Annotated in this window: 21 protein-coding genes; 8 read left to right on the top strand and 13 right to left on the bottom strand. The window is 65.2% G+C overall.

Going from position 1 to position 24982, the window contains the following annotated elements; genetic code table 11:
- Positions 1 to 79: 79 nt before the first annotated feature.
- Together NOV72_RS03930 and NOV72_RS03925 are read right to left on the bottom strand one after the other, a co-directional pair.
- A complete protein-coding gene (locus NOV72_RS03930; RefSeq protein ID WP_106853306.1) occupies positions 80 to 1312 on the bottom strand; it encodes an NAD(P)/FAD-dependent oxidoreductase in 1233 nt (410 codons plus the stop codon).
- Positions 1313 to 1315: 3 nt separating this feature from the next.
- Positions 1316 to 2728, bottom strand: coding sequence for an amino acid permease (locus NOV72_RS03925; protein WP_106853305.1), 1413 nt, complete (start codon positions 2726 to 2728; stop codon positions 1316 to 1318).
- 300 nt (positions 2729 to 3028) lie between these two features.
- On the opposite strand from NOV72_RS03925, the gene NOV72_RS03920 reads away from it, so the two are divergent.
- The 7 genes from NOV72_RS03920 to NOV72_RS03890 all read left to right on the top strand — a co-directional run bounded on the left by NOV72_RS03920 (position 3029) and on the right by NOV72_RS03890 (position 14376).
- Positions 3029 to 4438, top strand: coding sequence for an aminotransferase-like domain-containing protein (locus tag NOV72_RS03920; RefSeq protein ID WP_106853304.1), 1410 nt, complete (start codon positions 3029 to 3031; stop codon positions 4436 to 4438).
- A gap of 482 nt (positions 4439 to 4920) precedes the next feature.
- Positions 4921 to 6174: an efflux RND transporter periplasmic adaptor subunit gene (locus tag NOV72_RS03915; RefSeq protein WP_106853303.1), complete on the top strand. Its 1254-nt coding sequence runs from the start codon at positions 4921 to 4923 to the stop codon at positions 6172 to 6174.
- A gap of 44 nt (positions 6175 to 6218) precedes the next feature.
- Positions 6219 to 9437 (top strand): efflux RND transporter permease subunit, encoded by a 3219-nt coding sequence (locus NOV72_RS03910; protein ID WP_106853302.1) that lies wholly within the window; start codon positions 6219 to 6221, stop codon positions 9435 to 9437.
- 1 nt (position 9438) lies between these two features.
- Positions 9439 to 10914 (top strand): efflux transporter outer membrane subunit, encoded by a 1476-nt coding sequence (locus tag NOV72_RS03905; RefSeq protein ID WP_106853301.1) that lies wholly within the window; start codon positions 9439 to 9441, stop codon positions 10912 to 10914.
- Positions 10911 to 12197 (top strand): paraquat-inducible protein A, encoded by a 1287-nt coding sequence (locus NOV72_RS03900; RefSeq protein ID WP_106853300.1) that lies wholly within the window; start codon positions 10911 to 10913, stop codon positions 12195 to 12197. Before NOV72_RS03905 ends, NOV72_RS03900 begins: the two co-directional genes overlap by 4 nt.
- On the top strand, positions 12194 to 13795 hold the full coding sequence (locus NOV72_RS03895; protein ID WP_106853299.1) for a PqiB family protein: 1602 nt from the start codon (positions 12194 to 12196) through the stop codon (positions 13793 to 13795). The genes NOV72_RS03900 and NOV72_RS03895 overlap by 4 nt, the downstream gene beginning before the upstream one ends.
- Positions 13795 to 14376, top strand: a complete 582-nt coding sequence (locus NOV72_RS03890) for a PqiC family protein (RefSeq protein WP_106853298.1) — start codon at positions 13795 to 13797, stop codon at positions 14374 to 14376. The genes NOV72_RS03895 and NOV72_RS03890 overlap by 1 nt, the downstream gene beginning before the upstream one ends.
- Before the next feature lie 9 nt (positions 14377 to 14385).
- Here NOV72_RS03890 and NOV72_RS03885 read toward each other — a convergent pair whose 3' ends face one another.
- The 8 genes from NOV72_RS03885 to NOV72_RS03850 all read right to left on the bottom strand — a co-directional run bounded on the left by NOV72_RS03885 (position 14386) and on the right by NOV72_RS03850 (position 22387).
- Entirely contained in the window at positions 14386 to 15387 is a 1002-nt protein-coding gene (locus NOV72_RS03885; protein WP_106853297.1) for a hypothetical protein, read from the bottom strand.
- A 2-nt stretch (positions 15388 to 15389) separates the two neighbouring features.
- Positions 15390 to 16172 (bottom strand): enoyl-ACP reductase FabI, encoded by a 783-nt coding sequence (gene fabI, locus NOV72_RS03880; RefSeq protein WP_106853296.1) that lies wholly within the window; start codon positions 16170 to 16172, stop codon positions 15390 to 15392.
- Positions 16169 to 17359 carry an acetate/propionate family kinase gene (locus NOV72_RS03875; RefSeq protein WP_106853295.1) on the bottom strand — a complete coding sequence of 397 codons (1191 nt, stop codon included), beginning with the start codon at positions 17357 to 17359 and terminating at the stop codon, positions 16169 to 16171. Before NOV72_RS03875 ends, fabI begins: the two co-directional genes overlap by 4 nt.
- Positions 17360 to 17362: 3 nt before the next feature.
- Positions 17363 to 18301, bottom strand: a complete 939-nt coding sequence (locus tag NOV72_RS03870) for a phosphate acetyltransferase (RefSeq protein ID WP_106853294.1) — start codon at positions 18299 to 18301, stop codon at positions 17363 to 17365.
- Positions 18302 to 18340: 39 nt separating this feature from the next.
- Positions 18341 to 20638 carry a DUF3141 domain-containing protein gene (locus tag NOV72_RS03865; protein WP_106853293.1) on the bottom strand — a complete coding sequence of 766 codons (2298 nt, stop codon included), beginning with the start codon at positions 20636 to 20638 and terminating at the stop codon, positions 18341 to 18343.
- A gap of 321 nt (positions 20639 to 20959) precedes the next feature.
- The gene (gene ppk2 / locus NOV72_RS03860; RefSeq protein WP_106853292.1) at positions 20960 to 21790 is read right to left on the bottom strand and encodes a polyphosphate kinase 2; all 831 of its coding nucleotides are present in this window, start codon (positions 21788 to 21790) and stop codon (positions 20960 to 20962) included.
- A gap of 59 nt (positions 21791 to 21849) precedes the next feature.
- Positions 21850 to 22107, bottom strand: coding sequence for an RNA recognition motif domain-containing protein (locus tag NOV72_RS03855; protein ID WP_106853291.1), 258 nt, complete (start codon positions 22105 to 22107; stop codon positions 21850 to 21852).
- A gap of 67 nt (positions 22108 to 22174) precedes the next feature.
- Positions 22175 to 22387 (bottom strand): DUF2964 family protein, encoded by a 213-nt coding sequence (locus NOV72_RS03850; protein WP_245932887.1) that lies wholly within the window; start codon positions 22385 to 22387, stop codon positions 22175 to 22177.
- Between the two features lie 245 nt (positions 22388 to 22632).
- Here NOV72_RS03850 and NOV72_RS03845 point away from each other — a divergent pair, with 245 nt between their 5' ends.
- Positions 22633 to 23601, top strand: coding sequence for a hypothetical protein (locus NOV72_RS03845; RefSeq protein WP_106853676.1), 969 nt, complete (start codon positions 22633 to 22635; stop codon positions 23599 to 23601).
- A gap of 9 nt (positions 23602 to 23610) precedes the next feature.
- Here the strand turns inward: NOV72_RS03845 and NOV72_RS03840 are convergent, their stop codons facing one another.
- The 3 genes from NOV72_RS03840 to NOV72_RS03830 all read right to left on the bottom strand — a co-directional run.
- On the bottom strand, positions 23611 to 24117 hold the full coding sequence (locus NOV72_RS03840) for a hypothetical protein (RefSeq protein ID WP_106853290.1): 507 nt from the start codon (positions 24115 to 24117) through the stop codon (positions 23611 to 23613).
- Positions 24118 to 24138: 21 nt separating this feature from the next.
- A complete protein-coding gene (locus tag NOV72_RS03835; RefSeq protein ID WP_106853289.1) occupies positions 24139 to 24726 on the bottom strand; it encodes a hypothetical protein in 588 nt (195 codons plus the stop codon).
- Positions 24727 to 24762: 36 nt separating this feature from the next.
- The coding region (locus NOV72_RS03830) for a glycine zipper family protein (RefSeq protein WP_245932886.1) at positions 24763 to 24982 on the bottom strand (220 nt) is incomplete at its 5' end.

Raw genomic sequence — 24982 nt, 5'->3', positions numbered from 1 at the left:
GTTGGACGTCGCGCCAGTTTCAGACGGCCCGCACGCGGCGCGACACCGCGGGCAGGTCTCATGCGAATGCGTGCCGCGCTCAGTGAAAGCGCGACGCGCGATAGCTCGCGAGGTCGAGCGGCGGTGCGCGCCGCGCGATCAGATCGGCGACGATGCGTCCGCTCACGCCCGCGAGCGTCAACCCGAGATGCTGATGCCCGAACGCATACACGACGCGCTCGCTCGCCTTCGACGCGCCGATCACCGGCACGCCGTCGGGCAGCGTCGGGCGAAAGCCGAGCCATTCGCGATCGGGCGCGCCGAGCGCGGGCAACGCGCGCTTCGACGACAGCGTCACGAGATCGAGCAGCGCGCGGTTGCGCGTTTCGGTGAAGCCCGCGAGCTCGACCGTGCCCGCGACGCGAATGCCGTCGCTCATCGGCGTCATGTAGAAGCCGCGCTCCGCCCAGCCGCACGGCCGCGATATCAAATTCGATGCCGATGCATACCGGACGTGGTAGCCGCGTTCGGTATCGAGCGGAACGTCGTCGCCGCATTGATGCGCGAACTCGCGCGAACGCGCGCCCGTGGCAATCACGACATGATCGAAGCGGCGCGCATCGCCGTTCACGCGCAACGCCACGCCTTGCGCGCCCGGTTCGATGGCATCGACTTTCGCGCGTTCCAGTTGCGCGCCGCGCGCCGCAAGCCGTTCGTGCAAAGCCTGAAGAAAACCGGCGGGATCGGTGAAATGCCAGCTATCGCGAAACAGCACGCCGCGCGCGAAGATCGGCGCGAGTTGCGGTTCGAGTTCGCGGATCGCGCCGCTTTCGAGCACGTCGAAGCTCACGCCGAGCCGTTCGCGAAGGGCCAGCGAATCGCGCGATGCATCGAACGAGGCGGCGCTCGAATAGAGATACAGACACTCGCGCGGCTTCACGAAACGTGTGAGCCCGTCTTCTTCGAGCAAAGGCGCGTAGCCTTCCTGCGCACGCGAGAGCAACGCCGACAACGCCTTCGCACTCGCTTCGTAGTTTGCGCGCCGCGAGCTCATCAGAAAGCGCGCGAGCCACGGCGCGAGTTGCGGCAGATAACCCCAGCGCAGCCTGAACGGGCTTTCGTCCGATAGCAGAAAGCGCGGGATATCGCGGAACACGGACGGATTGTTCACCGGCACGCAGCCGTACGGCGCGAACGTGCCCGCGTTGCCGAACGACGCGCCCTGCGCCACGCCCGACGGATCGAACAGCGTCACGCTGTGACCGTCGCGCATGAGCCAGGCGGCGCTCGCCATGCCGATGAACCCCGCGCCGATGATCGCCACATTCGACATCGGTCACGCCCCTTTGCTTTCGGTCGACAGAAAGCCCGTCGCCGCTTCGCGCGCTTCATGTCGATGATGACGCTTCGCCGCGAACAAGTACGCCGCCGACGCCACCGCGAGACTCGCGAGACTCGCCACCAGTTGCGGGCGCAGTTCGGGGTCCGCGCCCATCGCCGCGAGCACGCCGACGATCGCGATGACGACCGCATACGAGAGCCACGGAAAGAGCCACATCTTCAGCGTGAGACGCTCGGGCGCTTCCTTCTGAATGCGCCGGCGGATGCGGATCTGCGCGAGCGCCGTCGCGAGATAGACGAACAGCATGACCGCGCCCGACGCGTTCACGAGGAACAGGAACACGCCCTGCGGCGACACGATCGCCGCGATGATCGCCACATAGCCGACGACGCTCGACAGCATCACCGCGAGACGCGGCACCTTGTTCGGCGTGAGCTTGAGCAGCGAGGTCGGCGCATCGCCGCGTTCGGCGAGGCGGAACAGAATGCGCGACGACACATACAGGCCCGAGTTCAGCGCGGACAACACGGCGACGAGCACGATCGCGTTCATGATGTCGGCGGCGTAGGGAATGCGCATCGTCTCCAGCGCGGCGACGAACGGCGAATGCCCCGTCACGATGCTGCCCCACGGCACGATGCACGCGATCAGGAACAGCGAGCCGACATAGAACGTGATGACGCGCAGAATCACCGAGCGCGTCATGGCGGCGACGCTCTTGGCGGGATCGTCGGATTCGGCGGCGGCGATGGTCGCGATTTCCGCGCCGCCGACCGCGAAAATCACGGTCGGCACGGCGGCGAAGACGGACATCGCGCCGAACGGCAGAAAGCCGCGATTGCCGGTGAGATGCGCCGCCGCGCTGCCCGTGTGCCCGAAGCCGAGCAGATAGCCCGCGCCGATCGCGATGAACACGATGATCGCAGCAACCTTGATCGACGCGAACCAGAACTCGAATTCGCCATACGACTTGACCGAGAGCAGGTTGATCACGGTCATCACGGACAGCAGCACGAGGCCGATGACCCAGACCGGCGCCGGAATCCAGCGCTGCAAGATTGCCGCGCCCGCAACCGCTTCCACCGCGACGACGATCACCCAGAAGTACCAGTACAGCCAGCCGCTCGTGAAGCCGGCCCAGTTGCCGAGGCCGATGCGCGCGTATTCCGTGAACGAGCCGACGCCGGGCACGGCGAGCGCCATTTCACCGAGCATGCGCATGACCATCAGCACGACGATTCCGGCGACGAGATACGACACGCACGCCGCCGGTCCGACGGTGGCGAGCGTCGCGCTGCTGCCGACGAACAACCCGGCGCCGATGATGCCGCCGAGCGCGATCATCGTGACGTGGCGCTGACGCAGCGCCGAGCCGAGCTTGGGTGGAGCGGTTTGAGGCAAGGACATCGGGAAATCTCCTGCGGACAAAGATCGGATGAATCGGAAGCGCGGACCAGGCAAACGCGCCGCGCACACCAGACAAACTCCGATACTAGAATCACACAAGATTTTTTTGTGTGCAATTAAAACCGTTATTGTGTGGTGCCCGGATTTTCCCTGAGTGCAGGCTGGAGCGCGTCTTGCAGTGAGGCGCTGCGGCGTTTTGAGCTTCTATACGGACGTTGCATCGGGCCGACTCTGGGTTAGAATCGGCTCACTTCCGCACAAATCGCGGACAAAGCATCGTTTGTATGGAGACAGAGATTCATGGCTTCCGACAAGGATCAGGCGCTGAGTGCGAACGGCGAAACCGACGGCACGGCAAAGCGATCGACCTATATCGAGGTATCCAGCTCCATCGAGAAGGAAATCCGCAGCGGCATCTATCCGCCGGGCAGCCGTCTGCCGCCGCAGCGGCAACTGGCGAGCGATCTGGGCATCAATGTGTCGACGGTGTCGCGCGCGTACAAGGAGTTGCAGTTGCGCGGGCTCGTGATCGGCAGCAAGCGGCGCGGCTCGCTCGTGACCGGCGGCGCGATGCCGAGCGTCGAGACGCCGCCCGCGAGCACGGGCACCGCGGTCATCGACCTGACGGTGAACCGTCCCGCGACCGGTGAATTCCTCGCGTGCCTCGCGCGCACGATGGGCGAGCTGCCGCGCGATCCGCGCTTCGCGCAATTACAGGAATATCAGCCGCCGCAGGGGCCGTCATGGGCGCGCGCGGCCGGTGCGCGCTGGATGAGCGCGCCGGGCTTCGCGCCGACGGCGGATCAGGTCGTCGTCACGAGCGGCGCGCAGCACGGCTTGTACGCGGTGCTCAACAGCCTGATCGGCACGGACGGCGTGATCCTTGCGGATCAGCTCACGTATTACGGGCTGAAGGCGCTCGCGCCGGTGTTCCAGTTCGAGATCGTCGGCATTCCGAGCGACCGCGACGGCCTGCTCATCGACGAGGTCGAGCGCGCGTGCAGGCGCGTGCCGGTGAAGGCGATTTTCACGGTGCCGAATCTGCAGAATCCCACCGTCACGACGATGACCCTCGAGCGGCGCATGGCGCTCGTCGATGTCGCGCGGCGGCACGGCGTCGCGATCATCGAGGACGACGTGTACGGCCCGCTCGTCGCGCAACGCCTGCCGACGCTCGCGAGCCTGTGCCCCGAACTGACGTTCCATATCTCGGCGACATCGAAGATACTCGCGCCCGGCCTGCGGCTCGGCTATCTGCTGAGCCCGCAGGACAATTCGGCGCTTTGTGCGGAGGCCGTGCGCACGACGGCGTGGATGCCCGCTCCGCTTTCCATGCTGATTGCGGCCGTCTGGATGGAGGACGGCACCGCGCAGCACATCATGAATGCGCAGCTCGCCGAGATTCGCGCGCGGCACGATCTCGCGCGCGAGTTGCTGCCGCAGGACCTGTTGCAGTCCGATCCGGCCTGCATGTTCGTCTGGCTGAAGCTGCCGCTGCCGTGGCGCGCCGACGATTTCGCGGCGAACGCGAAGGCGCGCGGCGTGGTGGTGATGCCGTCGTCGGCGTTCGCGGTGGACCGCTCGGAGATCGAGCATGGCGTGCGCATCAATCTCGCGTGCGCGGAGAGCCGCGATCAGCTCGTCAGCGGATTGCGGATGCTGGCGAGCACGTTGCGGGATCGGCCCCGGGCGTTGTTCGGGCATTTGTGACGCGCGGGCACGCCGGCCAGGAAAATCCACAGTCTGCGCCGGCGTTTCAGATTCCGGCATGCCCGTTCGGCAGACTGCCAAGCAATCCATAGCGTCCCGCCGCCGCGTTTCCTCAGCTTCCGGGATGGAAGCCGTCAGTAATTGCTGCGTTCCCCGATCCACAGCGTTCAGCCAAAATGGCATTAAACGCTATGGCGTTTTCATCCGTATTCGGCTATTAGTAGACACGTCACGCCACTCATCGTGGCGAACCCTGAGCATCTCTGGCTATAACTCGACCGTCAAAACCGGAGGCAGCTACGACACACCACAAGCATCAGGCTCGCGCTCGCTGACGTCGCCAGAAAGTCCTGTCCCGCGCGATTTCATCGCTTGGCGAATGCACGCATTCGCTGAAACGCACACCGCGAGCATGTCGTGGCGAGACGCCCCAGCGGCGCGCTCGCTGATCAACGATCGGCCATCCCAAGAGGGAGGCGCCTATGGCGTTCGTGTCGGAAAAGATGCTGGACTGCTGCTCGTTCGCTCACCCGTCGCGCCCGACGCGCGCGCTGCGTTTCGTTGCAGCCGCCGCGATCGCGTCGCTCATGCTCGTGGCGTGCAAGAAGCCGCCGCCCGAAGCGCAGAAGCCTCCCGTCGATGTCACCGCCGTGACCGTCGCCGCGCAGTCCACCCCCGTCGATTTCGAATTCACCGCGCAGACGCAGAGTTCGCGCGAGGTCGAAATACGCGCGCGCGTCGACGGCTTCCTGGAAAAGCGCCTGTACACCGAAGGCTCGCTCGTCCAGGCCGGCCAGGTGATGTTCATCATGGACAAGCGCCCGTTCGAAGCCGCGCTGCAGACCGCCAAGGGATCGCTCGCGCAGCAGCAAGCGCGCCTGCTCGTCACCCAGCAGAATCTCTCGCGCGTGAAGCCGCTCGCCGCGATGAACGCGTTGAGCAAGAAAGATCTCGACGACGCCGTCGGTAACGAAAAGAGCGCGCAGGCCGCCGTCATCGCCGCGAAAGGCGAAGTGCAGTCCGCCGAGCTCAATCTGAGCTACACGACGATCCGCTCGCCGCTCAAGGGCCTCTCCAGCTTCGCGCGCGTGCAGGAAGGCAGCTACGTGACGCCGACGCAATCGGGCCTGCTCACCTACGTCTATCAGCTCGACCCGATGTGGGTGAACTTCAGCATCTCGGAGAACGAGTTGCTGACTTATCGCGAGCAGATCAAGAAAGGCCAGTTGCGCTTTCCATCCGACAACAAGTTCGACGTGACCGTCATCCAGGCCGACGGCTCGGTGTATCCGCAGACCGGCCGCATCGACTTCACGAATCCGGCCTTCAGCACGGAAACGGGCACGTTCCTCGTGCGCGCCGTGTTTTCGAATCCGCAGGGCACGCTGCGGCCCGGCCAGTTCGTGAAGGCGCGCGTCGCGGGCGCGGTGCGGCCCAACGCGATTCTCCTGCCGCAGCGCGCCGTATTGCAGGGCGCGAAGAGCCACTTCGTCTGGGTGCTCGACGATCAGTCGAAGCCGCATCAGCGCGTGATCGAAGTCGGCGAATGGCACGGCGACGACTGGTTCATCACGAGCGGCCTGAAAGCGGGCGAACGCGTCATCGTCGATGGCGCGATCCGGGTCAGCGCGGACTCGCAGGTTCGCGTCACGGCCGCCCCCGCTGCGCCGGCGTCGGGCGCGCAGGAGGCGTCGCTCGGGCAAGCGAAGAACGCAAGCGGTGGAACCGAAAAGTGACTTGATCTGACGACGATCGGAAGCACGTCGCGCGGAAGAGGCCAATGAACATTTCACATTTCTGCATTGACCGTCCGATTTTCGCGTCGGTCATATCGATCATCATCACGCTCGGCGGCGCGCTGTGCATGCTCGCGCTGCCGACCGCGCAGTACCCCGACATCACGCCGCCGCAGATCACGATCTCCGCCACCTATCCGGGCGCGAGCGCGGACGTGGTCGCGAACAACGTCGCCGCGCCGATCGAGCAGCAGGTCAACGGCGCGGACAACATGATCTACATGAGCTCGTCGAGTTCGTCGACGGGCAACCTGACCATCAACGCGTACTTCCAGATCGGCACGAATCCGGAACTCGCGCAGGTCGACGTGCAGAACCGCGTGAATCTCGCGCTGCCGCAACTGCCGCAGTCGGTGACGGCGCAGGGCGTGCAGGTGCAGAAGAAGTCGCAGGCGTTCATGATGGTCATCGCGATCTATTCGCCCGACGAACGCTACGACGCGACGTACATCGCGAACTACGCGAACGTGTATGTGCTCGATGCGCTCAAGCGCATTCCCGGCGCGAACCAGTCGGCCATCTTCGGCACGCCGGATTACGCCATGCGCATCTGGCTCAAGCCCGACCGCATGGCGCAACTCGGCATCACCGCCGCCGATGTCCAGCGCGCGGTCGCGAACCAGAACCAGCAGTTCGCCGTGGGCCGTCTCGGGCAATCGCCGACGGGCTCGCCCGTCGAGCAGTCCTTCGCGGTGACGACCACCGGCCGGCTCACCGAGCCTTCGGAGTTCGAGAACATCATCATTCGCGCGCAGTCGGGCGGTGCGGCGATCGTGCGGCTGAAGGACGTGGGCCGCGCCGAGCTGGGGCAGAAAGACTATTCGATCCGCAGCCGCTTCCAGGGCAAATCGGCGACGGTGCTCGCCGTCTATCAGCAGCCGGGCGCGAACGCGCTCGACGTGGCGAAGCAGGTGCGCGCGTCGCTCGAGGAGATGAAGAAGACGTTCCCGCAGGGCATCGACTACGCCATCGCGATGGACACGACGGAGTTCACGCGCGCGTCCATCTCCGACGTGGTGCATACGTTCTTCGAAGCGGTCGTGCTGGTCGTGATCGTCGTGTTCGTGTTCCTGCAAAGCCTGCGCGCCACGCTGATTCCGGTGATCGCGGTGCCGGTGTCGATCGTCGGCACGTTCATGGGCATGGAAGCGCTCGGCTTCTCCATCAACATGCTGACGCTGTTCGGCATGGTGCTCGCGATCGGGATCGTCGTGGACGATGCGATCGTCGTGATCGAGAACGTCGAGCGCAACATGACCGTGCACAAGCTCGACCCGAAAACCGCCGCCAAGCAGGCGATGGACGAAGTGGCCGGCCCGGTGGTCGCCATCGTGCTCGTGCTGTGCGCGGTGTTCGTGCCGGTGGCGTTCCTGAGCGGCATCACGGGGCAGATGTACAAGCAGTTCGCCATTACGATCGCGATCTCGGTGGTGCTCTCGGGCATCGTCGCGCTGACCTTGTCGCCCGCGCTCGCCGCGTTGCTGCTGAAACCCGGACATCACGAGAAAAAGGGCTTTTTCCGCTGGTTCGACGCTCAGTTCCTGCGCATGACGCGCGGCTACACGAATGCCGTGCGGCTCGTCATCAAGCGCTTCGCGATCGCGCTCTTGCTCTTTGGCGGCATGATCGCGCTCGCCGTCGTGATGATGCGCGACATACCGACCGCGTTCCTGCCGCCCGAGGATCAGGGCTATCTGCTCGGCGCGGTGATCATGCCGGATGCGGCGTCGCTCGATCGCACCGGCGCGGTGTCCGATCGCGTCACCGAGTACTTCATGAAGCAGCCGGCGGTCGGCAGCATTACGACCGTCGATGGCTTCAGCATTCTCGATAGCCAGAACAAGAACAACTCGTCGACGTTCTTCGTCGGCTTCAAGAGTTTCGAGGAGCGCTACAAGTCCGACAATATCCGCACGCAGAACGCGCGCGCGGTGCTTCTCGACGCGTACAAGCACTTGTCGCAGATCCGGGAGGGCATCGTCGTGCCGCTGAATCCGCCGTCGATTCCGGGTCTCGGCACGACGGGCGGCACCGAAATGTGGATTCAGAGCAAGGGCGACGCGACCATCGGGCAGTTCGCCGCCGTCATCGACGATTTCGTCGCGAAGGCGAAGGCCCGTCCGGAGCTGACGGGCGTCACTTCGACCTTCAACGCGTCTTCGCAGCAGTTGCTCGCCAATGTCGATCGCGACAAGGCCGAAACGCTCGGCGTGCCCGTGGAGGACGTCTACAGCGCGATGCAGACGATGTTCGGCTCGCTGTATGTTTCGCAGTTCAACCGGTCGAGCCGGCTCTGGCAGGTGATCTTGCAGGCGGAGCCGCAATACCGGATTAAGCCCGACGATCTCACGCAGATTTTCGTGAAGAGCAAGACCGGCGAGATGGTGCCGCTCAAGTCGATGGTCACGACGCGTTATGTCACGGGCCCCGATCTCATCACGCGTTTCAACAACTTCCCCGCGGTGAAGATCACGGCGAACGCCGCGCCCGGCTACGCGTCCGGACAGGTCATGCAGGCGCTGGAAGATATCGCGAGGGGCTTGCCGTCGGACTACGGCATCGGGTGGAGCGGCGAGGCCTACGAGGCGCAGCAGTCGGGCAGTTCGTCGGCGCTCGTCTTCGTGTTCGGCCTCATCATGGTGTTCCTGATCCTCGCCGCGCAGTACGAGAAATGGAGCCTGCCGTTCGGCGTGCTGATGGCGGTGCCGTTCGCGATCTTCGGCGCGCTGCTCGCCATTCTGCTGCGCGGCCTCAACAACGACGTGTACTTCCAGATCGGCCTGACGATGCTCGTCGCGCTCGCCGCGAAGAACGCGATTCTCATCTTCGAGTTCGCGGTGATGAACCGCGAGGCGGGCGCGTCCGTCTACGACGCCGCCATGACCGCCGCCGAAGAACGCCTGCGCCCGATCGTCATGACCTCGCTCGCGTTCATTCTCGGCTGCGTGCCGCTCGCGATCGCGACGGGCGCGTCGGCGAACAGCCGGCATTCCATCGGCACGGGCGTGATCGGCGGGATGCTCGGCGCGACGGTCATCGCCGTGTTCTTCATCCCGATGTTCTTCTGGGGACTGGAAACCATGTCCTCGCGAAAGAAGAAGAAAGGCGACGAAGCGCCCGCCGCCGCCGATGCGAAGCCGTCCCAGAACGCATCGGGCAGCGGCCCGAACGCCTCGCCGTCCGCTCCGGACAAGGGGGACTGACATGCGGCGCACTTTCGTCGCCCTCGCCGCCGCGCTCGCGCTCTCCGGCTGCCTGCTCGGTCCGAACTACTCGCGTCAGCCGGTCGATACCCCGGCGACGTATCGCTTCGCCACGGCCGAAGTCGCCGATACCGCGAACACCGAATGGTGGAAGCAGTTCCAGGACCCGGTGCTCGACGATCTGATCTCGACCGCGCTCGCGAACAACAAGGACGTGAAAATCGCGGCGGCGCGCGTCGATCAGTTCATGGGCCAGTTCGTGACGACGCGCTCCGCGCTGTTTCCGCAGATTTCGGCGGGCGCGTCGGCCGCGCGGCAGCGCGCTTCGCAGGCGGGACCGCAGCCGCTGCAAGGGTTCGGGCCGGTCTACAACGACTTCCAGGTGTCGGTGTCGGCGGCGTGGGAACTCGATCTCTTCGGGCGCAACCGGCGGCTCACCGAGGCCGCGCGCGCCAACCTGCTGTCGAGCGAGGAAGGACGGCGCGCGACGATCCTTGCGCTGGTGGCGTCGGTGGCGTCGTCGTATCTGAATTTGCGCAGCTTCGACAAGCAGCTCGAAATCGCCAAGGCAACCACGCAGAGCCGCGCCGAATCGGTGCATGTGTTCACGTTGCGTTTCGAAGGCGGCGAAGTCTCGCAGATGGAACTCGCGCAGAGCCAGTCCGAATACGAAGCCTCGCTCGCGACGATTCCGCAGCTCGAAACGCAGATTGCGCAGCAGGAAGACGCGCTCTCGGTGCTGCTCGGCGCGAATCCGGGGCCGATCGTGCGCGGCCGCACGCTCGGCGAGCTTTCGACGCCCGTCATCCCGGCGGGCCTGCCTTCCGACCTGCTGGAGCGCCGTCCCGATCTGCTTCAGGCGGAACAGGATCTGGTCGCGGCCAATGCGCTCATCGGCGCGGCGCGCGCGCTCTACTTCCCGCAGATTTCGCTGACGGGCCTGTTCGGGACCGCGAGCGGCCAGTTCTCGTCGCTCTTCACGGGGCCGTCGCGCGTGTGGTCGTTCGCGGGGCAAATCACGCAGCCGATCTTCACGGCGGGCAACATCTCGGGTCAGGTGCAGTCGGCCGAAGCGCAGCAGCAGGCGGCGCTGCTCACGTATCAGAAGTCGATCCAGGTCGCGTTCCAGGAAGTCGACGACGCGCTCATCGCGTCGCAGAAACTGCACGAGCAGCTCGAAGTGCAAGGCCGTCAGGTCACCGCGCTCTCCACGTATTCGCGGCTCGCGCGGGCGCGCTACGAAGGCGGCTACACGAGCTATATCGAAGTGCTCGACGCCGAGCGCAGTCTCTTCAACGCCCAGCTTTCGCAGACGCAGACGCAGGCCGCCGCGCTCGTGTCGTTCGTCACGCTTTACAAGGTGATGGGCGGCGGCTGGGTCGTCGCGGCCGACAAGATGACGACGCAGCAACAATCGGCGACGCCGTCCGCGGATTCCGCGAAACCCGGCCAGCCCGCTTCCCAGACGGTGCAATGAACACGATCACTTCCGATGATCGCGACGCGCGCCCGTTGATCGCGTGTCACGAATGCGATCTGATGCAGCGCGAAGGCAGCGTGCCGCCCGGCGGGACGCTGCGCTGCTGCCGTTGCCGCGCGGTGCTGTACCGGCGGCGCGGACGCGGCTTCGAGCGCGCGCTCGCCTTTTCGTTCGCCGCCTGCGTGCTGTGGCTGATCTCGAATGCGTTTCCGATCGTCGGTCTCGCGGTGAACGGCGACATCGTCGAGACGACGCTGATCGGCGCGGTGCGCGTGCTCTACCGCGACGGCATGTGGCCGCTCGCCGTCCTCATCTTCGTCACGACGATCCTGATGCCCGCGTTGCAGGCGTTCGGCACGGTATGGCTGCTGCTGCCGCTGTATCTGAATCGCAGGCCGTGGCACGCCGACGCCGTGTTCCGTCTGCTGCGCGTCGCGCGCAACTGGGGCATGACCGAAGTGCTGATGCTCGGCCTTCTGGTCGCGGTCGTGAAGCTCGCGCATATCGCGTCGGTGGTCACGGGGCCGGCGCTGTGGTCGCTCGCCGCGCTGATGCTGCTGCTCGTCGCGGCGACGTCCGCGTTCGACGAACGCGCGATGTGGATGCGCGTTCAGGGCGCGCCGCCCGGCATGCCCGCCGACACGCCGCTTTCCGGGCGCACGGCGGCGGCGAACGGCATCTGCGTCTGCCACGATTGCGGGCTCTCCACGCGCGGCACGCAGCGTCATGAGCATCTGTGCTGCCCGCGCTGCGGCGCGCGCCTGCATCTGCGCAAGCCCGCGAGCCTGTCGCGCACCTGGGCGTATCTGAGTTCCGCGGCGATTCTCTACGTTCCCGCGAACCTGCTGCCGGTGATGAACACGAGCTCGCTCTTCGGCGCGCAGAAGGACACGATCATGAGCGGCGTCGCGTACCTGTGGCATTCGGGATCGTGGCCGCTCGCGATCATCGTGTTCATCGCGAGCATCGCCGTGCCGATGCTCAAGATTCTCGCGATCGGCTATCTCGCCGCGACCGCGAATCTGCGCATGACGCAGCAGAGCGTGCAGCGCGCGCGCATCTACCGCATCGTCGAGCTGGTGGGCCGCTGGTCGATGCTCGATATCTACGTGATCGCCGTGCTCGTCGCGCTCGTGCAGTTCAGCGCGATGGCGACGATCGAGGCCGGTCCGGCGGCGATCGCGTTCGGCGCGGTCGTCGTGCTGACGATGTTCGCGGCGATGTCGTTCGATCCGCGCCTCATCTGGGATTTCACGCCGCCTCGGGACGAACGACGATGAACACACCCGGCGATATCCCAGATGCGGAAGTGGCACCGAAAAAGCGCTGGCGCATTCCCTGGGTGTGGGTCGTGCCGGCCATCGCGGTCGTGATCGGCATCTGGCTCGCCGCGAAAGCCGTGCTCGAACAGGGCCCGACCGTCACGATCAGCTTCAAGACGGGCGAAGGCATCGAAGCGGGCAAGACGAAGATCAAGTTCAAGGACGTGGAGATCGGCGTCGTGAAGTCGGTCGCGCTGTCGAAGGATTACCGGCACGTGGTCGCCACGGCCGAACTGACGCGCGACGCGACCAACATGCTCGTCGACGACACGCGTTTCTGGGTCGTGCGGCCGCGCGTGGCGGGCGGCTCGGTGTCGGGCATCGGCACGTTGCTGTCGGGCGCGTATATCGGCATGGATATCGGGCGTGCGAAACAGGACCGGCGCGAATACACCGGCCTCGAAACGCCGCCGGTGTTCGCGAGCGACGTGCCCGGACGCCAGTTCGTGCTGAAGGCGACGGATCTCGGCTCGGTGGATGTCGGCACGCCGGTGTATTTCCGCCGCCTGCAGGTCGGCCAGGTGACGTCCTTCGAACTCGACAAGGACGGCAGCGGCGTCACGCTGCACGTGTTCGTCAACGCGCCCTACGACCGCTACGTGAATGCCGATTCGCGCTTCTGGCAGGCGGGCGGCATCGACGTCACGCTCGGCACCGACGGGCTCAAGGTGAACACGCAATCGCTCGTGTCGATTCTCATCGGCGGCCTCGCGTTCGAGACGCCCGCCGTGTCGCTGAGCTGGTCGGAAGCGCCGCCCGACACGACCTTCAACCTCTTCCCGACACGCGCCGAAGCGCTGCGCGTGCAGGAGCGCATCGTCGACAACTACGTGTTCGACTTCTCGGGCTCGGTGCGCGGGCTCGCGGTGGGCGCGCCGGTGGAGTTCCGCGGCATTCAGGTCGGCGAGGTCGCGGCCATCAACACGCGCTTCGATCCGGTCACGAAGCGCATCAGCATACCGGTCGAAATCCGGCTGTATCCGGAGCGCTTCACGTCGCGATTCGCCAGCGAACCGAAGGGCGGCCGGATCGTGGCCGACCGTCATGCGCTCGCGGACCTGCTCGTCGCGCGCGGCCTGCGCGGGCAGTTGCGCACGGGCAGCCTGCTCACCGGCCAGTTGTTCATCTCGCTCGATTTCTTCCCGACCGCGAAGAAGGCGAGCATCGACTGGAGCCGCTCGCCGCCCGAATTGCCGACGACGCCGAGTGGCCTCGACACGCTTCAGGATTCGATCAACCGCATCATGACGCGCATCGACAAGCTGCCGATCGAAGAACTCACCGCGAGCGCGCGGCAGACGCTCGACAGCACGACCACGCTGATGCGCGGCCTCAACACGGAAGTCGTGCCGCAAGCCGCGACCACGCTCGCCGCCGCGCGCGCCGCGCTCGATGCGGCGCATTCCACGCTGATGCCGGATTCGGGTCTGCAACAGGACACGGCCGAAGCGGTCCGCGAACTGACGCGCACGGCGGCCTCGTTCCGCAGTCTCGCGGACTATTTGCAGCAGCATCCGGAAGCGTTGCTGCGCGGCAAGCCGGAGGACAAGAAGTGATGCGGCCCGCTCTGCTCTCGCTGTTTCTCGCCGTTCTGCTCGCCGGCTGCGCTTCGCCGCGCGCGAGCTTCTACCATCTGAGCGCCGATCCCTCGCTCGCCGCGACGTCCGCGCGAACGAACTCGCGGCCCGTGATCGTCGGGCCGGTGACCGTTCCCGATCTCGTCGACCGGCCGCAGATCGTCACGCGCAACACCAACAACGAGGTCGCACTCAACGAATACGCGCGCTGGGGCGAGCCGCTTGGCAGCAGCATCGCGAGCGCCATCGCGGGCGATCTCACGTTGCTGCTCGGCTCCGATCGCGTGGCGCCCGCGACGCGTGCGATCGCGGACCCGCAAGCGTGGCGCGTGCGCGTCGATATCCAGCAGTTCGAATCCGTTCCCGGCGATGCCGTGACGATCGACGCGCACTGGTCCGCGCGCCGCTTCGGCGACGAAAACGGGCCTACCGGCCGCTCGCTCGTGCGCGAACCCGTCAGCGGCGGCGACTGGGATGCGCTCGTGGCCGCGCACAGCCGCGCGCTCGGGCGCGTGAGCCGCGACATCGCGACGGCGATCGAGCGTGCCGCGCCGCAGTAAAGCCGCGTGTCAGAGCACGAGACGCGCGGCTTCGTCGAATGCGGCGCCGGCGGGCGGCACATCGCGCCGCGCGATCCGCACGATCTCGACCGCGCGGATTTGCGGCGGCTGCGTCGGCAGATGCGCGAGCACGATCGCGATGTCCGCATGCGGTCCGTCGCAGCGCTCTTCCATCAGCAGGTTCATCTGATTCAGGCACAGTTCGCGATGCGTGAGCGAGATGAGCGCCGCCGGTTCGGCGAGCAGATCGATGATGGTCTGAAGCTGCGCCTCGATGGAATCGGTGAGCGAGCCCAGCGCGGCGAGCGCGGCGTCGTTTTCCTCGAAATCGCGCTGAAGCCGCGTGGAGTCGCCCGATAGATCAGTCGACGCGATCAGGCTGCCGAAACCGGCGCCGCGCCGGCCGAGCATCTGCATGCGCGCGGCCAGCAACGCGCGATGTTCCTTCAGCACGTCGCGCCGCGCTTCCTGCTGCTCGACGCGCGACATCGCTTCGAGCGCGAACTGCTCGACGATCCGCTGCACGAGTTCCTGTCTGAGCGCCTCGTCGGTTTCGCTGCAAAAGCGCACGCGCTTGTCGTCGAAACTCACCGCCGTGCGCGCGACATCCGTGCGCATCACGCCGTTCTCGACGGCCGAGACGAGCACGCGCCGCTCGGCGAGCGTCGCACCCAGCACCGCGAAGGTGTGGTCGGCGGCGATGTTGTCGTCGAACCAGGCACGCACGTCGCGCGATTCGCCGATCACTTTGACGATGTCGTCGGGCGTCGCGAACTTCGCGCGCAGATACGGATCGTCCGCCCATGCGCCGGGCGTCGCATCGCGCGGCGCGGGCAGCGCGGCGACGAGTTCCTGTGCATGATCGAGCGTCTTGCCGATGACCGCACCGATGCGCGACTCGTAGCGACTCGCGAGCCTCACCTGCGGCGCGACCTCGACGATGCGATCGAGCGCCTGCCGGACGTCTTTGCGCGACGTGTTGTCCTCGCGCCTGAAAAGCCAGTTGAACATGCTCACCCCATGATGTTCACGCCGCCGTCCACATAGAGCGTTTCGCCCGACATCCGTCGCGCGAAAGGCGTCGCGAGGAACGCGCAGGTGAAGCCGACGTCCATGATGTCGACCAGTTCGCCGAGCGGCGCGCGTTGCGCGGCTTCGGTCAGCAACAGGTCGAAGTCCTTGAGCCCCGATGCCGCGCGCGTCTTGAGCGGTCCCGGCGAGATCGCATGCACGCGAATGCCCTGCGGCCCGAGCTCGTAGGCGAGATAGCGCGCACACGCTTCGAGCGCGGCCTTCACCGGGCCCATTACGTTGTAGTTCGGCACGACCTTGTTCGCGCCGTGATAGCTCATCGTGAACATCGCGCCGCCGTCCTTCATGAGCGGCGCCGCGAGCCGCGCCATGCGCACGAACGAATGGCACGAGATGTCCATCGCTTTTGCAAAGCCTTCCGCCGAGCAGTTCAGCAGGCCGCCTTGCAGATCGTCCTTCGGCGCCCACGCGATCGAATGCACGAGAATGTCGAGCCTGTCCCACTCGTGCGCGATGTGCGCGAACACCGCGTCGATCTCGTCCTGGCTCGATGCGTTGAGCGGCATGAAGATCGGCGCTTCGAGATCTTTCGCGAGCGGCTCGACATACGGGCGCGCTTTATCGTCGGCGTAGGTGATGGCGAGATCGGCGCCGAGTTCGCGAAACGCCTTCGCGCAGCCGTACGCGATCGAATGCTCGTTGGCGATGCCGGTGACGAGCGCCTTCGCGCCCTTCAAAACGGGCTGTGACGAGTTCAACGTCATGCAGATGCTCCTCCGATCAGCGCCAGCGTGTGACGCGCGATCATCAGTTCCTCGTTGGTCGGAATCACCCACGCGCTCACCTTGCTCGACGCCGTGCTGATGCGCGGGCCGCCGCTTTCGTTGGCGTTCGTGTCCAGTTCGATGCCCCACCATGCGGCCTGTTCGCACACGCGCTGGCGTATCTCTTTCGAATGCTCGCCGATGCCGGCCGTGAACACGACGGCGTCGAGCCCTTGCAGCGCGGCGCTCATCGAGCCGAGTTCGCGGGCGATCCGATACGCGTAGAGGTCGATGGCAAAGCGCGCACTCTCATCGCTGCTCGCGAGAAGCGCGCGCATGTCGCCCGAAATGCCCGATACGCCCAGCAGGCCCGAGCCGCGATACAACAGGTCTTCGATCTCGCGCGCGTTCATGCCGAGTTCGTCGAGCAGATAGAGGATCACGCCGGGATCGAGACTGCCGCAGCGCGTGCCCATCATGAGGCCGTCGACGGCGGTGAAGCCCATCGTGCTCGCGACGCTCTTGCCCGCGTGTATCGCGCACAGGCTCGCGCCGTTGCCCAGATGCGCGACGACCGTGCGCCCGCTCGCCGCGTCGGGCGCGATGTCCGGCAGCGCGTTCGCGATGTATTCGTACGAGAGACCATGAAAGCCATAGCGCCGCACGCCGTTCTTCGTGATCGATTCCGGCAGCGCGAACGCCTGCGCGATCGGCGCCTGCGTCGCGTGAAAGGCCGTATCGAAACATGCGACTTGCGGCAGATGCGAAAAGCGCTCGGCGATGATGCGAATCGGCTTGAGATTGTGCGGCTGATGCAGCGGCGCGAGCGGCGTGAGCTTGTCGAGTTCGTCGAGCACGGCGGGGTTCGTCAGCACGGGCTTCGTGAAATGCGCGCCGCCATGCACCACGCGATGCCCCACGCCGCGTAAATGATGCCCCGCGCCATGACCGCGCAGATACGCGCCGAGATACGCGATCGCGTCGGCATGTTCGAGCTTCGCGCCGTCGCCCCACGCATGCTCGCCGGCCTTCTCGCCTTTCGCATTGAACGCGACGAAATGCGGCGAGCTGAAGAGACCTTCCACTTGGCCGCGCGTGACCAGTTCGAGCGCCTGGCCTTCGACGCTGAACGCGCTGAACTTGATGCTCGATGAACCCGCGTTGAGAACCAGAATGACGTCGGCCATGATTCAGCCCGCCACTTGCGTTTCTTCGCGGCGCTTCGACGCCACGAGCGATGCGATGGCGCACGACGCGAGCCGCGACTGCAGCGAATCGGCACGGCTCGTCAGGATGATCGGCACGCGCGCACCGAGCACGATGCCCGCCGCATCCGCGCCCGCGAGAAACGACAGGCTCTTCGCGAGCATGTTGCCCGCTTCGAGATCCGGCACGATCAGCACGTTCGCGCGCCCCGCGACGGGCGAATCGATCTTCTTCGTCTTCGCCGCTTCGAGATTGATCGCGTTGTCGAGCGCGAGCGGGCCATCGACCAGCGCGCCGGTGATCTGCTGGCGATCGACCATCTTGCAGAGCGCGGCCGCTTCCAGCGTCGACGGCACTTTCGGGTTCACCGTTTCCATCGCGGAGAGTATCGCGACGCGAACCTGTTCGAGACGCAGCGCGTGACCGAGATCGATCGCGTTCTGCAGGATGTCGACCTTGTCGGCGAGCGTCGGCGCGATGTTGATCGCGGCGTCGCTGATGATGAGCACGTTCGTGTGGCCCGGCACATCCATGATGAAACAGTGCGACACGCGCCGTTGCGTGCGCAGGCCGCCATCGCGTTTCACGACGGCGGCCATGACTTCGTCGGTATGCAGGCTGCCTTTCATGAGCGCCTCGGCCTTCGCCTCGCGCACGAGTTCCACCGCCTTTTCCGCGGAGGCGTGACTGTGCGGCGCATCGACGATCGGGAAGCCCGCGATGTTCAGTCCGCATTCCTCCGCGACCTCGCGAATGCGCTCGCGCGGCCCGACGAGATGCGGCGAGATCAGGCCCATCTCGTGCGCCTTGACCGCGCTTTCGAGCGAGGTCCGGTCGCAAGGATGCGCGACCGCCACGGAGAGCGGGGGCAACTCCCGGCACACCTCGATAAGCAGTTCATATTTCTCGTGCGTATGAGTCATATCGCCTCCCGTGCGAACATGAGATGCGCCGCCGACGCCTCAATGCGCGGCCGCCGGACGTCTGGCCGCGCGCGCGGCTTTGAGCGGCAGCGCCGCGCGAATGCGCACGAGCATGTCGTGCTGCGCGGCCGTCGGCTCGAAGCCTTGCATGCGGCTGTCCGCGTGCAGCTTGTCGAAGAGCGTGAGGAGCTTCTTGCGGTCGTCGCTGTCGTCGAGCAGATCGGGCAAGGTCGAAAGCGCCTGCTCCGGCTCGTAACGCACGACGATTTCCTGTTCGCCGCGAATGCGCCGCCATTCGTCGCGCGGCATCTGCGGCAGATATTCCGCGTAGTCGGCCGCGAGTTCCTGGCGCAGCACCATGCGCGTGAGCGGCAGCGGCTCGTCGTGCCGCATCAGCAGGCACGCGACGCGCGCGACGGCTTCCGCGTATCCGCCACGCCCGACCGATGCGAGCGCTTCCTGAACGAAGGGCAGATCGCGCGGATCGCTGACCTGCTCGCGCGCTTCGTGCTCTTGCGCGCGATGCACCGAGAACATGTTGCCGTAGACGGAGAAGAACATCGCTTCCGTCGCCGCATCGCGCATCGCGCGATAGAAGTCGAGGCTCGCGCTGATCATGTCGGAGCCGCAATGCTCCGCGCGCCGCAGCGCGTCGTGTTCGCTGGCGGGCTTGCGCGCGGCCTTGACCGCTTGCGCCGCCGGGCCGAGCCATGCGAGCCACGGGTTGTAGTCCGAGAACATCCAGCGTTGCGCGCGCAACGGATGGAACGCGCGCAGCATGCTCGCGGTGGTGTCGTTGGCCATCGCCTGCACGAAGGGCTGCGCGAACAGTTCATAGGCGCGCTGATTGAAATCCGATACCTGCTTCACCGCTTCGAACGGCAGTTCGTCCACGCGTTCGAATCGATTGAAGCGCGCCGACACGTCTTCCAGGCGGCGCTCTTGAAAGCTCACGTCGTACTCGGGCTTGCCGCCTTCGCCCTTGCGTTCCGCGATCTCCATGCCGTACAGCCCCGGCGGAAACGATTCGATCGCCTCCAGCACCGATGCGATCTGCGTGTATTCCTTCTTCGCGACCTTGCCGCTCACGAAGATGCCGAGATGACCGATGCTCTTGTGCATCAGCCCGACGATCACCTGTCCGCGCGCCTTGATCTCGTCCGTGCTGCCGTAGATGTCCGCGACCCAGTTGAACGCCTGTTGAGGCGGCGTGATGTTGTCGCCCATCGACGCGAAGAGAATGATCGGCGACTTGATCGCGCGCAGATCGAACGATGCGCCCGACACGCCGCGCACTTCACCCGACCATAACTTGTTGCCGACGAAAAGATTGCGCGTGATCCATTCGATCTCTTCGCGGTTCATCAGGTAATAGCCGCCCCACCAGCGTTCGAAGTCGAGATAGCGCGGCGGCTCGGTGTCGACGTTGTTAAAGAGGGTGTAGTACTTGTCCCAGAACGAGTTCGCGGGATTGAGGTTTTCGAAGTTCTCGACGAGATACGCGCCGTCGAACTTGCCGTTGCCTAAGTCCGCCGTCAACGACGCGAGCCACGTGCCGCCCGGCATGCCGCCCGAATAGCGCATCGGGTTGTCGCCCTCGCCTTCGCGCCAGGCGCCGCTCCAGTACGACATCGGCGCGCCGTTGATGACGAGCGGTCCGGTGTCGTCGGGCTGCGAGCTCGCGAGCATCATCGCGGCCCAGCCGCCCTGGCAGTTGCCGACGATCGCGGGCTTCGCGCTGTCGGGATGCAGCTCGCGCACGTGCCTGACGAACTGCTGCTCGGCCGCGCAGACATCGAGCAGCGTCTGGCCGGGTTGCGGATCGCGGAAGAACGTGACGAAATACACCGGATGACCCGCACGCAACGCGACGCCCACTTGCGAATCGTCCTTGAAGCCGCCGATGCCGGGACCGTGCCCCGCGCGGGGATCGATGATGAGATACGGACGTCTCAGCGGATCGATAATCACGCCCTCGGGCGGCACGATACGCAACAACGCATAGTTCACGGGACGCGCGAAGGTGCGGCCGTCGAGCAGCATTTCATGAGCGAAGTGCAGCACCGGTTCGAGACCGCGCTTCGTCTGCTCGATGAAATTGTTGCCGCGCTGACGCAACGTGTCCCAGAAGAGAATGGAGCGCTGCATGAGATCGACCGCATACGCGTGACCCGTGCCGTCGAAACGATTCGCGTCGCCGTTGCTGAAAAGACGCGTGCCCGCTTCGTTTGCGCGCTCGCTGAACTGCTGCTGCGCCAGTTCCGCGCGCTTTTGGAAGATGCGCGCGACTTTTTCCGCGATTTCCTGGCTTCGCGCCAGTTGATCTGCATGCGGCATGACGTGACCTCCGCGAAGAGAACGTGCAAGGAATGACGGAAGCAGATGCATGGACCGACAAGACGAACGCGCGGACCGATGACTTGAATACCATCATTAAAATATATGCGCAATGTGCGACAGGAAAGTGGCAAAAAGAGGCAACGCGAGGTCGCGTGACGCCGCCTTCATTGCGCGAAACAATCTCCGGGTACGTCGTCACAACATGTTCGAGGGTATGGAACATGCGTGCTTGGCCGTTGCCGACGGCCGCCGCGATCAGCTCCGCGCGCGCGAATTATTTCTCGTCATGAAACAGCCATCCGCGCGCCGGTATCGCGCTCAGAAGCGCTCGGGCACGTGCCGCAGCGGCCGGTCTTTCTCGCGATAACCCTCCGGCTTCTGGCGCTTGGGCAACTTCACCTTTTCCCGCGGCACGGACTTGTACGGAATGTTCGCCAGCAGATGGCTGATCAGGTTCAGGCGAGCGCGGCGCTTGTCGTCGGAACGCACGACGTACCACGGCGCGAGATCGGTGTCGGTGGCTTCGAACATCTCGTCGCGGGCGCGCGAATAGTCGTACCAGCGGCTGTACGAGAGCAGGTCCATCGGCGAAAGCTTCCAGATCTTGCGGCCGTCGTGGATGCGCTCTTCGAGACGCCGCGTCTGTTCCTCCTGCCCGACTTCGAGCCAGTATTTGATCAGAATCACACCCGAATCGATGATCGCGCGTTCCACGAGCGGCAAGCCCTTCAGGAAGGTTTTCGCCTGCTCGTCGGTGCAGAAGCCCATCACGCGCTCGACGCCCGCGCGGTTGTACCAGCTTCGGTCGAAGAGCGTGATTTCGCCCGCGGCGGGCAGATGCGGCAGATAACGCTGCACGTACATCTGCGTTTTCTCGCGTTCGGTCGGCGCGGGCAGCGCGATCACGCGGAAGATGCGCGGGCTCACGCGCTCGGTGATCGCCTTGATCGTGCCGCCCTTGCCCGCGCCGTCGCGCCCTTCGAACACGACGCAAATCTTCGCGCCGGTATAGACGGTCCATTCCTGCAGCTTCACGAGTTCGACATGCAGGCGCGCCAGTTCCTTCTCGTACTGCTTGCGGCTCAGACGCTCACGCACGCCCGCGCCTTCGCGCACGCCTTTCTCGCCGACAGCCTTCTCTTCTTTCATCGCTGTCTCCCCATGTGGTTTTATTCAACGGTGCAGCCGCGTGCCCGGCCGGGACATCATCAGGTTTCGTTGCGCTCGGGCATGACCTGCACCACGAGTGTGCGGTTTTTCCAGAACATGTTGTGGATGCGCGGCTGAAAGGTGCGCAGCACGTGCGGCTCGATCTTGTCGAACGTCACGACCGCAGCCGGATGTTCGCCGGTGCCGGGCACGCGCTGAATCGAATCGTACGGAGGAAAACCGTAATTGCAGAGAAATTGCCGGATTTCGTCGTCGGTCGTGGACTCGTCTACATTGCCAATCCAGAGGTCACCCATTGCGAAGTTCTCCGTTGAGTTCAATGGCGCTTCTATAGCCTAGTACACGAACGGCCGGCCGGTTCGATCATGTCGGTCCGTCGCGCTTTCCCGATCTGCGCTGCGCAAGCGGATTCAACGCGACGACGAAAATCACGATGCCGATGCCGAGCGCCCACATGCCGTAGCGGAATTCGTGCTTGATGTCATAAAGCAGGCCGTCGATCGTGTAGTAGAGACCGGCGAGCCAGATAAACACACCGATCGAGGCAACCACCATGCGCGGCTCGTTCAGTCTCATCGACGTCTCCCGGATGCGTTGCGCGGAATAGCTCCAGTTTAGGAAATCTTGCGGCGCCGTGTGAACGTTCGTGTGTACATCGGGCTTGGCGCGCGGCGATCGGTAGGCTACATTTGCCGCGTATGACCGTGGGATCAGTCAACGGCTCCGCGCATGCGATCGCGCACCAGCGCATCAACGCACCAGCGGAGCGGCCGTTTGCAACGTACGACCAATCAGCCGTTCAACGTTCGGGCGCTGCGCACATGCGAAAGCCGATCCTGTCTTCGAGCCGGTTGCGTATCCTTTCGATGCTCGTCCTCGCCGTCGCACCGGTCGTCGCGCACGCGCAAGCCGCGCCGGACCGGGCCGTCGTCGGCGCCAACGTCAAGAACTACGCGAACGCCGTGCTCGCGATCATGTCGTACACCGCGGTGCCCGACGTCACGACGAGTTCCCTCTCCATCAACAGCGGCACGAGCGGCAATCCCGGCTTCGGCCAGTCGCAGATCGGCGGCGGCTTCACGCTCAGCCGCTCGTTTCCGCTCTATCTCGAAGGCACGGTCGCGTACAGCCGCTACGATCCGACCTTCGTCGCAAGCGACGGCAATCAGCAACGCGCGGTGCCGGCGAAATGGAACACGGTGAGCACGACGGTCGGCATCGGCTGGGACTTTCCGATCACCGACGAATTGCGTCTGCGGCCCATTGTCAACGGCATGATCGGCCGTGTGGCGAGCGATCTGCGCGTCGCGCAGACCGTGTTCAATCATGTCGCCAACACCAATCTCCAGTTCCTCGAAGACGGCGCGCTCAATGCCTACGGGCTCGGCGGCTCGCTGATGCTCGATCTGGAGCACTATCGCGAGCACTACGAGATCGACGTCGAACTCCGCGCAACCGATATCTATTTACGCAGCTTCGGCAGTTCGTCGGACGCGGTGCAAGGCTCGGCGGCGGCGCAGCAGTTCAGCCTGTGGGCGCGCTGGCGTGCGCCGACGGGTCTTGCCGCACTCGACCGGCCCGTGCGCTACGTGCTCGAAACCGCGTATTCGCATTACTTCGGCAACAGCGCCGGCGTGCTCGGTTTCAACGACCTGACATCGCTTGGCGTGGGCCTCGAACTCGACAGCAGCAAGTATCCCGTCGTCATCACGCGCACGCGCGCGATGGTGCGCTACGTGTTCGGGCACAACGTGCATGGCGTGTCGTTCGGCTTCGCGGTCAGCTTCTAGCGGATCGCGTCAAAGCACGTTGCGCTGGCTCGGATCGTATTTCGGGTCCGGCTGCTTCTGCGTCTGCCTGAGCACGCCTTGCGGATCGAAATAGAAGTTGAAGATCATGTGGTCGATGTTGTTTTCGAGGTACCGATACGACCACACCTCGCGATTCATCCGCTTGAAAAACGCCGTCTCGAACGGACGGCCGAACGCGACCATCACGTCGTTGCGCGTCCATTTGTTGACCTCGGCCCGATAGAACTCGTTTTCCTGAAGCACTTGCCGGACGCTGACCGTGTTGCCCGACGCGTCGAGGTCGACGGCGGTGGTCGTCGATCCCATCGGCTGCGTGGGCCACATGAGACGCTTGCCGCCGTTGGGCAGGTCGTAGGTTTCCTTCGGCGGCCCGAGCTTCGCGACGATCGCCTGCTGATCCATGCCGGGTTGCACGCGCTGCTCGGGCTGCGCGCAACCGGCGAGCGCGAGCGCGCATGCAACGTGTGCGAGAGCCAATGCGAAGCATCGTTTCATGGGTCGCTCCGGCGGTTGCGCCTATTTGCTCGTGGCGGGTTCGACGGATATCGCGAGCGCTTCCGTATAGACCGCTTTCACCTGATCGCCCTTTTTCACGCGCTTCAGGCGTTCCGGGTCCTGCACGTGCAAGTCCACGATCTCGCCGCGCGGCCCGCGCAACGTGACGAGCATCGCATGACGGTCGACGGCGATCACGTTCGCGATGACCGTCACTTCCCGGCCAAGCTCGCCGCCCGGCTTCGCGCCGCGCGGCGCCCGCTCGACCGTGTCGTTCTCCGAGCGCGACGCCTGCGCGTTCTTCTCGAGGAGACTCAGCGTCAGCGACTCGCGATACTGCGCCGTCACGACATCGCCGAGCGCGAGCTGATCGAAGTTGCGCGCCTCGTTGGTCACTTCGAGCTCGATCACCTTGCCCGATTTCGTCTTCAACGTGACGGTGCGCTTCGCCGGATCGATGCCGACGATCGTCGCCGTGATCTTCGCGACGCCCTGCAGCGTGGTGCCGTTCGCATTGCGCGTGACGCTCACGTCGTCTTCGGGCCCGGCGGAAAATGCGCTTGCGGATATCGCAAGACACGACAAGACAACGAGGCTCATGCGCTTCATGATCGCGCTCCTTGTTCTATTTGCGCCGCAACGAACTTACTGGATCGAATACCCGCGTCCCTGCATGCACGCCGCCCACGCGCGATAGTACGTGGACATCGCGCCCTGGGTCTGGGCCTGCGCGTTCGCCTGCTGCGCGCGCTTGTCCTGCCGCGCACGCACGCCGCCCGCCATCGTGCCCGTTGCCGCGCCGATGGCCGCGCCCTTGCCCGCGTCGCCCGCGATCGCGCCGATCACGGCACCGCCCGCCGCGCCG

The organism is Caballeronia novacaledonica, assembly GCF_900258035.1.
Taxonomy (GTDB): Bacteria; Pseudomonadota; Gammaproteobacteria; order Burkholderiales; family Burkholderiaceae; genus Caballeronia; species Caballeronia novacaledonica.
This window is presented reverse-complemented; position numbering and strand designations above follow the sequence as displayed.

Bases quoted from the DNA above. Each gene is read 5' to 3' on its own strand.
- NOV72_RS03930 (WP_106853306.1), bottom strand. From the start codon at position 1,312: ATGTCGAATGTGGCGATCATCGGCGCGGGGTTCATCGGCATGGCGAGC.
- NOV72_RS03850 (WP_245932887.1), bottom strand. From the start codon at position 22,387: ATGAGACTGAACGAGCCGCGCATGGTGGTTGCCTCGATCGGTGTGTTT.
- NOV72_RS03835 (WP_106853289.1), bottom strand. From the start codon at position 24,726: ATGAAGCGCATGAGCCTCGTTGTCTTGTCGTGTCTTGCGATATCCGCA.
- fabI (WP_106853296.1), bottom strand. From the start codon at position 16,172: ATGACGTTGAACTCGTCACAGCCCGTTTTGAAGGGCGCGAAGGCGCTC.
- NOV72_RS03875 (WP_106853295.1), bottom strand. From the start codon at position 17,359: ATGGCCGACGTCATTCTGGTTCTCAACGCGGGTTCATCGAGCATCAAG.
- NOV72_RS03925 (WP_106853305.1), bottom strand. From the start codon at position 2,728: ATGTCCTTGCCTCAAACCGCTCCACCCAAGCTCGGCTCGGCGCTGCGT.
- NOV72_RS03865 (WP_106853293.1), bottom strand. From the start codon at position 20,638: ATGCCGCATGCAGATCAACTGGCGCGAAGCCAGGAAATCGCGGAAAAA.
- NOV72_RS03910 (WP_106853302.1), top strand. From the start codon at position 6,219: ATGAACATTTCACATTTCTGCATTGACCGTCCGATTTTCGCGTCGGTC.
- NOV72_RS03905 (WP_106853301.1), top strand. From the start codon at position 9,439: ATGCGGCGCACTTTCGTCGCCCTCGCCGCCGCGCTCGCGCTCTCCGGC.
- NOV72_RS03890 (WP_106853298.1), top strand. From the start codon at position 13,795: ATGCGGCCCGCTCTGCTCTCGCTGTTTCTCGCCGTTCTGCTCGCCGGC.
- NOV72_RS03845 (WP_106853676.1), top strand. From the start codon at position 22,633: ATGCGAAAGCCGATCCTGTCTTCGAGCCGGTTGCGTATCCTTTCGATG.
- NOV72_RS03855 (WP_106853291.1), bottom strand. From the start codon at position 22,107: ATGGGTGACCTCTGGATTGGCAATGTAGACGAGTCCACGACCGACGAC.
- NOV72_RS03885 (WP_106853297.1), bottom strand. From the start codon at position 15,387: ATGTTCAACTGGCTTTTCAGGCGCGAGGACAACACGTCGCGCAAAGAC.
- ppk2 (WP_106853292.1), bottom strand. From the start codon at position 21,790: ATGAAAGAAGAGAAGGCTGTCGGCGAGAAAGGCGTGCGCGAAGGCGCG.
- NOV72_RS03920 (WP_106853304.1), top strand. From the start codon at position 3,029: ATGGCTTCCGACAAGGATCAGGCGCTGAGTGCGAACGGCGAAACCGAC.
- NOV72_RS03915 (WP_106853303.1), top strand. From the start codon at position 4,921: ATGGCGTTCGTGTCGGAAAAGATGCTGGACTGCTGCTCGTTCGCTCAC.
- NOV72_RS03870 (WP_106853294.1), bottom strand. From the start codon at position 18,301: ATGACTCATACGCACGAGAAATATGAACTGCTTATCGAGGTGTGCCGG.
- NOV72_RS03900 (WP_106853300.1), top strand. From the start codon at position 10,911: ATGAACACGATCACTTCCGATGATCGCGACGCGCGCCCGTTGATCGCG.
- NOV72_RS03895 (WP_106853299.1), top strand. From the start codon at position 12,194: ATGAACACACCCGGCGATATCCCAGATGCGGAAGTGGCACCGAAAAAG.
- NOV72_RS03840 (WP_106853290.1), bottom strand. From the start codon at position 24,117: ATGAAACGATGCTTCGCATTGGCTCTCGCACACGTTGCATGCGCGCTC.